This window comes from Undibacterium sp. Ji83W, from assembly GCF_049340385.1.
GTDB lineage: Bacteria > Pseudomonadota > Gammaproteobacteria > Burkholderiales > Burkholderiaceae_D > Undibacterium.
In genome coordinates, this window is sequence record NZ_JBMPOZ010000039.1 from 19,505 (window position 1) to 30,078 (window position 10,574).

Below are 10,574 nucleotides of genomic sequence, written 5' to 3' on the forward strand. Positions count from 1 at the left end.
AATGCAAAAACGACAACTGGGAAATAGTGGTTTAGAAGTCTCCGCACTCGGGTTCGGTTGCATGGGCCTTAGCTATGGCTATGGACCTGCAACGGACACCGCTGAAGCCATCAAGCTGATCCGTGCAGGCGTCGAGCGTGGCATCACTTTCTTTGACACAGCTGAAGCCTATGGTCCATTTATCAACGAGGGCGTGGTTGGCGAAGCGCTTGCGCCGATGCGTGATCAGGTCGTGATTGCCACAAAGTTTGGCTTTCGGGACGGAGATACGAGTAAAGGACTCGACAGTCGGCCGGAACGCATTCGGCAGGTTGCAGACGAGGCACTGAAACGCTTGCGTACCGACCGCATTGATCTGTTCTACCAGCACCGCGTCGATCCGGCTGTCCCCATCGAAGATGTGGCTGGCACAGTCAAAGAACTGATCCGCGAAGGCAAAGTAAAGCATTTCGGCATGTCGGAAGCGGGAGTTGAGAGTATTCGCCGTGCTCACGCGGTTCAGCCCCTCACCGCTCTGCAGAGCGAATATTCGCTCTGGTGGCGTGAGCCGGAAAAAGAAATCCTTCCAGTTCTTGAGGAACTCGGTATCGGCTTCGTACCTTTCAGTCCTCTCGGCAAAGGATTCCTGACAGGCGCTATTGATGCCAGGACATCGTTCAGCACGAACGACTTCCGCAGCTCCGTGCCACGTTTTTCTCCGGAGGCGCGTCAGGCGAACCGTGCGTTGGTAGACGTGCTGGCAGGCATTGCCAACCGCAAGCAAGTAACACCGGCACAGCTAGCGCTCGCCTGGCTGCTTGCACAGAAACCGTGGATCGTTCCGATTCCTGGTACCACGAAGTTGCATCGCCTCGAAGAAAACGCTGGCGCTGCGTTGGTAGTACTGTCATCCGAAGACCTAAGCGAGATTGAAGCTGCCGTTTCAGACGCTCCAGTTCAGGGTGCTCGCTACTCTACAGACCGGCAAAAGCTTGTGGGCAAGTGAACGCGTCGCACGGAAAAGCATTCCCCAACACAAAATAAGGAAACTCATCATGACCAACATCATTGTTGTTATCGGAGCCGGTTCAATCGGCCAGGCTATCGCCCGCCGCATCAGTGCAGGCAAGCATGTACTGCTCGCCGATCTGAATAAGGAAAACGCGGATGCTGCCGCAAAGACGCTTGCCGACGCAGGCTTTGAAGTGACAACAGCCGTCGTAGACGTGTCGTCACGCGCATCAGTTCATGCACTTGTTCAGATCGCTACAGCACTTGGAAGTGTGACCGGGTTGATTCATGCGGCTGGCGTCTCACCGTCCCAGGCTTCTCCAGCAACTATCCTTAAGGTTGACCTGTATGGCACCGCACTTGTGCTGGAAGAATTCGGTAATGTCATCGCATCTGGTGGCGCAGGTGTCGTGATCGCCTCACAATCCGGACACCGCTTGCCGGGTCTGAGTATTGAGGAGAATGCGGCTCTCGCAACTAGCCCGGTGGAAGACTTATTGAATCTGCCTATGCTACAGCCTGACCAGGTCAAGGATTCGCTACATGCCTACCAGCTATCGAAACGTGGGAATTCTTTGCGAGTCATGGCCGAAGCCGTACGGTGGGGCAAGCGCGGTGCACGCATCAACACGATCAGCCCGGGCATCATCTTCACGCCTCTCGCCAGGGATGAACTGAATGGCCCACACGGTGAAAGCTACCGTCGCATGATCGATTTGTCGCCTGCCAAACGAGGTGGTACGCCAGACGAGGTCGGGGTTGTTGGTGCACTGCTCATGGGGGCAGATGGCGGGTTCATTACTGGCAGCGACTTCCTGATGGACGGCGGCGTAACAGCGTCTTATTGGTACGGAGAACTCGCTCCCAAGTGACTGGCAGGTATGTGGCCGTACATACATGCCACAACACAAAACCAAAACCCGCAATCAAGCTCAAAGGATACATATCATGCAACTCAAACGTCCAGGCTCACAGCCCTCAGCCAAAGGTCCTGAAGAATACTTCACTGGGAATGTCCGTGTCGACATGCTCAACGTCGCGCCCGCGCCCTCACGTGTTTCTTGCGCCAGCGTTACTTTCGAACCTGGTGCCCGCTCTGCATGGCACACGCATCCACTTGGACAAACACTGATCGTTACCGCAGGCTGCGGGTGGACGCAGTGTGAAGGCGAACCGATTGTCGAGATCAGGGCGGGAGACGTGATCTGGTGTCCGCCAGGTCATAAGCATTGGCATGGTGCCACGCCTACGACTGCGATGTCCCATATTGCAGTGCAGGAGGCGCTTGATGGAAAGAACGTCATCTGGATGGAGAAGGTCTCCGACGAGGAATACCTCGCTGGAACAAAATGAGCAATGGCGTGTGATGCGATGACGCGCTCCCCAGATAAACCGCGCCGCAGGTTACTGTCAGCCGTCGCTGGCATCTCGCTGGAGAGCGCGCTGCCAGCAACGACTTTTGGTCAAGGCACCGCAGGGCAAGAGAAGTCCTTCTTGGTCGCCTACTTCTCACGCTCAGGAAATACGCGCGTCGTGGCTGGATTGATCCATCGGGCAGTTGACTCGGACCTTTTCGAAATACTGCCCGCTATTCCTTACCCGGACGAGTATTTGGCAACTGTCAAGCAGGCACGCCAGGAGAGAGATCAGGGCATAGAGCGAGCTCTGAAATCAAAGGTGCCGAATATTGCGCGTTACACCACGATCTTTCTTGGTTTGCCTGTATGGGGGGAGACGGCTCCTTCAATCATACGCAGTTTCCTGGCGGCGCACGATCTATCTGGCAAAACGCTCATTCCCTTTATTACCCACGGTGGCTACGGCCTTGGTAGCAGCGAAGCCGTTATTGCACGTCACGCACCCCGCGCACGACTCCGTCAGGCCTTTTCAATGCAGGCCGACCAAGAGCGCCAAACGATGGAGAGCGTCAATTCCTGGATGGCGAAACAATCACCCGCACTTAAATGACTGAAAGAACCATCATGCAAAATGTTACTTTAAACAATGGACAACAGATGCCGATCCTCGGCTACGGCGTCTTCCAGATTCCTGATCCGAAAGAATGCGAACGCTGTGTTGTGGACGCAATCGAAACGGGCTACCGGCTGATCGATACAGCAGCCTCTTATTTGAACGAAGATGCTGTCGGGAAAGGATTGAAAGCCAACGGCGTTTCACGCGACCAGCTCTTCGTCACTTCCAAGCTCTGGGTACAGGACACCGGATATGAGCGCACCATCAAGGCAATCGATAACTCACTGCGTCGTTTGCAACTCGACTATCTTGACCTGTACCTGATCCATCAACCTTATAGTGATGTTCATGGTTCGTGGCGGGCGATAGAAGCTGCTCACAAGGCGGGCAAGCTACGGGCTATCGGTGTCAGCAATTTTCAGCCGGATCGTTTGATGGACATCATGGCCTTCAACGAAGTGAAACCCGCCGTCAATCAGATCGAAATCAACCCTTTCCATCAACAGGAAGAGAGCGCGACGTTCATGCGCGACAACGGAGTGCAGGCAGAAGCATGGGCGCCATTTGCCGAAGGGCGCAACAACCTGTTCCAGAATGAGGCGCTGTTCACTATCGGCGAAAGGTATGGCAAGTCGGTAGGTCAGGTCATCCTGCGCTGGCTCGTTCAGCGCAACATCGTGTCACTCGCTAAGTCTGTCCGCAAAGAGCGTATGGCAGAGAACCTGAATATTTTCGACTTTGCGTTGGATGAGTCGGATATTGCTCTTATAGGGAAACTCGAAACTGCCTCCAGCAGCTTCTTTTCACATCGCGATCCGGCGATGGTCAAATGGATGAGCGAGCGACAGCTCGATGTATAGCCTGATAAATAATTTGAACAAAACAATCACTGAGAGGCGCAACCAGTCATGGCACCAGTAAACAAATCAGAAATAGGACGCCGCAGCTTTCTCGGGTTGGTTGGAGGTCTCGCTGCGACGCCTCTGTTGAGCTCCACCGCCACTCTAGCTTCAGCGCAGCCAGCAGACCCTGTCGTCGCAAATACTAAGCTGATGCCAGGGAGACGAAAGCTGGCATCGCTTGAGGTCTCCAGTCTCGGGCTCGGCGTTCAGAACATGAGTCGGACCTATCAAACCACGATCCCAAGCCGACCCGAAATGATTAAAATCATTCGGGCAGCGTTCGATAGTGGTGTCACGTTCTTCGATGCAGCCGAAGCATATGGTCCGCATGAGGTGGAACGTATACTTGGCGAAGGTGTGGCACCAATTCGCAACAAGGTCGTTATCACCTCAAAGTTCGGTTGGAACATCGATCTTCAGACTGGCGAGCGTCGGCCGGGGCTCAATAGTCGTCCTGAACATATCAAGCTGGCGGTTGAAGGCATGCTCAGGCGCCTTCGCACCGATCGAATCGATCTCCTTTATCAACACCGTGTCGATCCAAATGTCCCGATCGAGGACGTTGCCGGCGCGGTCAAAGATCTCATGACTCAGGGCAAGGTGCTGCACTGGGGTCTGAGCGAGATGGGGCCAGACACGCTTCGCCGCGCGCATGCTGAGCAGCGCGTTACGGCCGTTCAGAATGAATATTCAATGTTGTGGCGAGGTCCAGAAAAATGGGCTCTATCACTTTGCGAAGAGCTTGGCATCGGTTTTGTGCCCTGGAGCCCTCTTGGGGTTGGCTTCCTCACAGGTGCCATTGATGCAAAGACGCGGTTCGCGGAAGGTGACATCCGCAAGATCGAAACCAGGTTTTCGCCTGAGAATTTGCCACAAAATCTGGCGCTTGTGAAGCTGCTATGGAGCTGGGCTAAGCGAAAAAATGCAACGCCAGCACAGATTGCGCTGGCTTGGCTTATGGCTCAGAAGCCGTGGATAGTGCCGATCCCAGGTACAACGCAACTGCCACATTTGTTCGACAATATCGGTGCGATTGAAGTACAGTTCTCGCAATCAGAGCTCGCCGAGCTGAACGCCGCTACGGCAGCGATTCAAATTCAAGGTGCCCGGCTTCCCGATAGCGTGCTTGCATTCTCAGATGTTGAGGCGCAGCCAAGACGCTGACGTTTTTGCATCATTACGTATCTGACATTCAGCCTAAGCTTGCGGAAATTTGGTCATACACAAACACTTGAGGATTTTCACTTGCTCTACTCGCTACTGATGTATTGTTGGTAGTTAGAGAGAAGGTCGAACCAGCAAGGCATCCCAGTCAAGGAAGACTACAAACATGGCAATTTTTGAATGGATCATCGCGTTATTATTGGGCGCAGCGCTGCTCGCGGCTCTCGCACAAAAGATTGGTGCTCCCTACCCGACATTTTTAGCCCTCGGCGGCGTTTTGTTAGCCTTCATTCCGGGAAGTCCAAACTGGACGCTAGACCCGCATCTCGCCCTGACGCTCTTCGTTGCGCCAGTGCTCCTTGATGCTGCCTATGACACTTCGTTGCGTGACCTTCGTGCCAACTGGCGGCCTGTAGCAGGCCTGGTCATTGCGGCAGTCGGGACTACAGTGATTGCGGTTGCAATTGCTGCCAAGTGGCTCATACCTGGGATGCCATGGCCAGTCGCTATCGCCCTCGGTGCTATCGTTGCGCCGCCAGATGCCGCAGCAGCAACAGCGGTGATGAGACAGGTCAAGTTGCCACACCGGCTTCTGAAAATCCTGGAAGGTGAAAGCCTGCTCAATGATGCGAGTGCACTTCTCGTATATCGCCTTGCAATCATGAGTGCAATAACAGGGACATTTGGGATAAGCAGTTTCGCGCCCGTGTTTCTGTTGACCGTCTTTGGCAGTCTTGCTGCGGGTATCGCATGTGCCTTTGCGATTCGTCCTTTGATCAGCTTCGTGCGTGACGTATCGATCTCTGTCATTTTGCAATTCGCATGCACGTTCGGCGTCTGGATCGCAGCGGAAGCTATTGGCTTGTCAGGTATCCTTACCCTTGTTGCCTTTGCAATGACAATGGCACGGTACAGCGGACCAAATATCTCGGCACGCATGCGCATACCCGTCTTTGCGGTGTGGGAGACGGTTGTCTTTGTCCTCAACGCCTTTGCGTTTGTATTGATCGGCTTACAACTCCGCCCCATCTGGGAGAGGCTGGAAGTGGGTAGCGAACGAACTGATGCGCTGATGACGGCTGGCGTAGTCCTCATTGTGACGATTGCCGCACGGTTTGCATGGGTCATGGGATACACAGTCATCAAAAGACGGCTATTTGACCGCTCTAGCATCGACGACAGCGGCAAGCCAACGTTCGCCAGCGGCGTTGTTGTCTCTTGGGCTGGGATGCGCGGAATTGTCACACTCGCCGCAGCGTTTGCGATTCCAGAGACTTTGCCAAACGGCATGCCATTCCCTTACCGTGATCTGATCCTGATGTGCGCATTCGCAGTTGTGCTTGGGACCTTGGTGTTGCAGGGGCTTACCATTAAGCTGTTGATTCGTCGCCTTGGCCTTACTGACGATGACCCAGTAACACGCGAGGTCCGCTTCGGTCGGGCGCGTGCCTATCAAGTAGTGCTTGATTACCTCAAGGGCAATGATTCCCTACCTGCGCAACTGCTTCGCAAGGAATACACCGCATTGCTTGATCTCAACACTGGGAGCTCATCAGATGCACCGTTTGATGATGTTCCTGGCGGGCCACTGCGGCGAGATCTTATTGGGCTTGCTCGTAGGGAAGCGACAGAATTGCGCCGCACCGATATTATAGGTGATGACGCTTACCGCATATTGGTCAGGGAGCTTGACTGGGCCGAGCTAAGCGCAGGTGGCGACCGCGAAAACTAAAATGGGTGGCTTGTTCAATGTTAAAGCCTGTCCTTTTTGAAATGCAAAAGGGCGGCTCCCTTGGATGAAAAACAGTGGCCGGCTCAATGAAAATACTCACTCTGCTGGATGGCCTGCCAAGTACACTTCCCGGAATTTTTTCTACCGTAATCTTGACGATGCCGGTAATCGAAGCCCTGGCATTGTTCTCAGACAAAAAAATCCATACATTGAGTTTGGCGCTGACGATCAAATACATGGTCGCAAAGCGCCGGCCACTGATTGTGTCGTTCAAACTGAACTCGGTGGCTAATTATATGAGAAATCATGGCTACATAGAATTGAGAAACAGCGGCAACTTAGTAATGCCAAAAAGCGGCTACTTTGGACCGCGATTTGGTGGTCACTTTTCTGGAATAATCCACGGCTACTTTTCTGAGAATACGCACCTATCAGCAATGTTCTGATCCGCCATGCTAATCTAGGTATCTTTACCTATGCACTCAAGCCAACTCAAATTTACTCAAGCGAACCACACCTGAGTAAATCTAATGGATTAAGAGCCTGACCTACTTGCTGTCGATCGAACCGCAGCATCGATGAAAGCATAAAAAAGCCAGCGGCCAGAAAAACACGTGATTCTAGTGACCTACCGTTGGCGCGTATTTTGATCCGGGGTCATATGACATGGGCCGGAGATCATCCCATCGCGCCAGGTGCCCAAAAAGTGGACTTCGTCGCTGACGAGGCTAATGAGGTAACACCGTTGATCCAAGGTTTTGCCGATCTACTCAATCAGGTGGCGGGCAAGGGCTACGCTCACTGGGAGGTTGGTGGAACGCAGAGCGTGTTCGGTAAGTCCTTCGCGCCATTCGGCCTGGTCGAGGGCAAGAACTTTATGGAGTACGATCTGGTGTATCTCTCGCACAATCTGCTTTTCTCGGGCGCACGCAACATTGATGGTCGTGGTTTCAACTCAGAGGCAAACCGCCCAACTAACCTGCAGATACCTTTGGCGCGTAAAGGTAGTAATTGATATTGCATGAGAAGCGACGTCCGTAGTCCATTAAATGAAATGGCCATTTGCAGATTAATGCCGTTCAGTTAAGCCTGAACGGCATTTTTATTTCAGCTGCCATACAATTGCGCATTGCTCGGAACATCGTCCGGTACAAAATCAATGCTACGTTTATTCTTACTGCAATTTTCTTCTCAGCACATTCATCGATACATTGATGACGCATTTGATCTGTCCATATCACTAATAAATTCAACTACCTACCAAAAATAATTAAGGCCAGCACATTCACTAAAGTATTTTTGTTTAATTTTTTCACTACAATTGTGAGTTGCGTTGCCTTTACTGGCAACCTGCATTCAGAAATTTGGGAACTAGTTTCCTCTCACTTAAATTTGTTACAAAAAATATCGTAAGGGATTCAATTGCAAGAAATTTATATTAGTACTGATGTCGAATCAGATGGCCCAATTCCTGGACCGTACTCCATGCTTAGTTTTGGCTCAGCCGCTTATACCGCAGATAAGAACTTGATTGGCACTTTCACTGCCAATTTGGAAACATTGCCCGATGCGTCCGCAGATCCCACCACTGCAGCATGGTGGCTCACTCAACCAGAAGCCTGGGCTGCCTGCAGATCGAATCTGGAATCGCCGGAAGCCGCAATGACCCGGTATGTTACCTGGCTCAAATCATTACCAGGCAAACCAATTTTTGTCGCCTTCCCTGCGGGCTTCGATTTCATGTTCGTCTATTGGTATTTGATTCGGTATGCTGGTGAGAGCCCATTCAGTTTTTCTGCTTTGGACATGAAGTCATTTGCTATGGCACTAATGAAGTCAGATTTTAAGAAAAGCGCAAAAAAATATATGCCTAAAACTTGGTTCGATGATTTGCCTCATACCCATATCGCGCTTGACGACGCAATTGAACAGGGAGCCTTGTTCTGCAATATGCTGAAAGAAAATAGGAAGTAAGGTGTTGGGATTTATTCTGTGCAGCCCCAGAAAAAAAGAAAGCTCCCAAATGCCATCTGGGAGCGTTCTTCATACACGAGCAACTCTCTTGGTTATTCCACTCCAGGTGGAACCACAAACTTAGTTTGTGGCGGCGCTTAGCTTGTTTCAATGCTCGCTAGCAGCTAAGCCTTCCCGATGCTTCGGACTTTGGCAGGCTTTCGGTAAAATACCTAAGCGGCTTCGGTGGCGCAATCATAACCATAATTGAGTGTACTTACTAGCGCCTTTTATTTTTGTGTCATGTTGCACCGATCTCTCGGGCACTTTTGAACCATGGCAATGCAGATACAAAGAAAAGACATGAATAAAGTTGATACGAAAATCCGGCACATCACCAGGCGTGACGCCAACTGTTTGCGGAACTTGGTTTTACGCCAAACGAAGCTGAGCGTTATCAGGTCGAGTCCCGTGCCCAGATAGAGCACACCCGTTGTACTCAAGGTCCAACTATTGGAGGAGTTGATGCCCTTGGTGATGGGCAGTTATTCCAAATAAAAATCGATAATTAAAATTCATCTGGTAGTTCGATGTCCTCCATACCGATCACTATTTGGTCAGGCGTTTTGGTATTTCTTGCGGAATTCAAACAATACTTCTGAAATTGAAAACTCGCCTTTTGCACGCAATTTTTAAGATGATCCAACCCGTTGGGAGGAACGTGTGGCGAGCTTGTTGGCATTGATTTTATGGCCGGGCAGAATTTGAGCCAATAGGCACGTAATCTATTCAAGTCAAAAACTATGTAATAGTTGCGCGACCATTTTCCCGTCAATGGGTTGAGTCTCATAAAATGTCGCATACAAAGACAAAATCCGCCATTAGGCGGACTTTGCTTTGCTAAGTTGAAACGCAGGAGGCTCTTAACCGTCGCGATGGCCGGTCCTGTCCGGGTTGTCCATCACCAATGCGGAACAATTATACCCATTTTTTTGATGCTGCTCTATTCGGCCTGTACGAGGAGCAGAAATTGGAAGATTACTATAAATGCAAAACGGCTGCTATTGCTAGCAGCCGTTCCAAATAAAATCTGTTAGACCCAAGGTGTCCGATGCCTCTCTTTAGCTTCCCCTTTTGAATGGGTTGGTTCAGCACCAACGCTGTTACCGTTGCCCCACTATCAGAGTTACCGATTACTCTGCCTGCCCAATAGATTGAAGACTACTTATCGGTCATGTCCTCAACAAATGCGCGAATTGAAGGAGGCCTAACAGTAGTGCCATTGTACCTCTGTTCTATTTACATTCCAAATAGCGTAGGAAATACAAATTTTGATTAGCGGCCCAGTTGTTCCAACAATGATGCCTCCAATCCTATTCCCAGCATTTACATTGAATTTTAAATTAGTGAATGTATACAGAGATTACTCACATTTACCAAGTTTATCTTCCAAATAGATAAACGTTGCAACTTTGCTTAATTGGCAACGACACCAATCTCGCTCAGACTAATTGGCGCAATAGATGGCGCGATAAATGTAATTTGTTGCGCGACATGTCCGAATCAACTAAGTCAACTGGCCGGAGTGAATGTTTCAATTCAGTGGCGTTGTAATACCTGTTTAAAAAAATCGTCCTTTTCTGGACAGGAATTTTAAGCCAATGGTATTCCCACATTGGTTAGCTGTGCTAGAGATACTTTTAGGGTTACCTCTATTTCTCATTGCAACACCTCTAGGGAATGTCTGATTAAGTTCTAATTTTCTTCAATTTCAAAATCATGTTCAGGCAAAAGCATGAAATGCGTTGCAGGAACATGATGATCTTCATAAATTGGGGAACATCTCCCCCATCTGTATC

General features: G+C 50.7%; 10 protein-coding genes. All 10 read left to right on the forward strand.

The window, feature by feature from the left end:
* Position 1: 1 nt before the first annotated feature.
* The 10 genes from ACO0LD_RS30905 to ACO0LD_RS30950 all read left to right on the forward strand — a co-directional run bounded on the left by ACO0LD_RS30905 (position 2) and on the right by ACO0LD_RS30950 (position 8,736).
* Positions 2-985 carry an aldo/keto reductase gene (locus ACO0LD_RS30905; protein WP_423013234.1) on the forward strand — a complete coding sequence of 328 codons (984 nt, stop codon included), beginning with the start codon at positions 2-4 and terminating at the stop codon, positions 983-985.
* 49 nt (positions 986-1,034) lie between these two features.
* Positions 1,035-1,862: an SDR family oxidoreductase gene (locus ACO0LD_RS30910; protein ID WP_423013236.1), complete on the forward strand. Its 828-nt coding sequence runs from the start codon at positions 1,035-1,037 to the stop codon at positions 1,860-1,862.
* Positions 1,863-1,938: 76 nt separating this feature from the next.
* The gene (locus tag ACO0LD_RS30915) at positions 1,939-2,343 is read left to right on the forward strand and encodes a (R)-mandelonitrile lyase (protein WP_423013238.1); all 405 of its coding nucleotides are present in this window, start codon (positions 1,939-1,941) and stop codon (positions 2,341-2,343) included.
* A gap of 18 nt (positions 2,344-2,361) precedes the next feature.
* Positions 2,362-2,958, forward strand: coding sequence for a flavodoxin (locus tag ACO0LD_RS30920; protein WP_423013240.1), 597 nt, complete (start codon positions 2,362-2,364; stop codon positions 2,956-2,958).
* A 14-nt stretch (positions 2,959-2,972) separates the two neighbouring features.
* Positions 2,973-3,824, forward strand: a complete 852-nt coding sequence (locus ACO0LD_RS30925) for an aldo/keto reductase (protein WP_423013242.1) — start codon at positions 2,973-2,975, stop codon at positions 3,822-3,824.
* Positions 3,825-4,016: 192 nt separating this feature from the next.
* Positions 4,017-5,030, forward strand: coding sequence for an aldo/keto reductase (locus ACO0LD_RS30930; RefSeq protein ID WP_423013253.1), 1,014 nt, complete (start codon positions 4,017-4,019; stop codon positions 5,028-5,030).
* A 166-nt stretch (positions 5,031-5,196) separates the two neighbouring features.
* On the forward strand, positions 5,197-6,762 hold the full coding sequence (locus ACO0LD_RS30935) for a cation:proton antiporter (RefSeq protein WP_423013245.1): 1,566 nt from the start codon (positions 5,197-5,199) through the stop codon (positions 6,760-6,762).
* An 86-nt stretch (positions 6,763-6,848) separates the two neighbouring features.
* Complete coding sequence (locus tag ACO0LD_RS30940; RefSeq protein ID WP_423013247.1) at positions 6,849-7,208, forward strand: hypothetical protein; 360 nt, start codon at positions 6,849-6,851, stop codon at positions 7,206-7,208.
* 215 nt (positions 7,209-7,423) lie between these two features.
* Positions 7,424-7,777: a hypothetical protein gene (locus ACO0LD_RS30945; RefSeq protein WP_423013249.1), complete on the forward strand. Its 354-nt coding sequence runs from the start codon at positions 7,424-7,426 to the stop codon at positions 7,775-7,777.
* A 407-nt stretch (positions 7,778-8,184) separates the two neighbouring features.
* A complete protein-coding gene (locus ACO0LD_RS30950) occupies positions 8,185-8,736 on the forward strand; it encodes an exonuclease (RefSeq protein WP_423013251.1) in 552 nt (183 codons plus the stop codon).
* Positions 8,737-10,574: the final 1,838 nt, after the last annotated feature.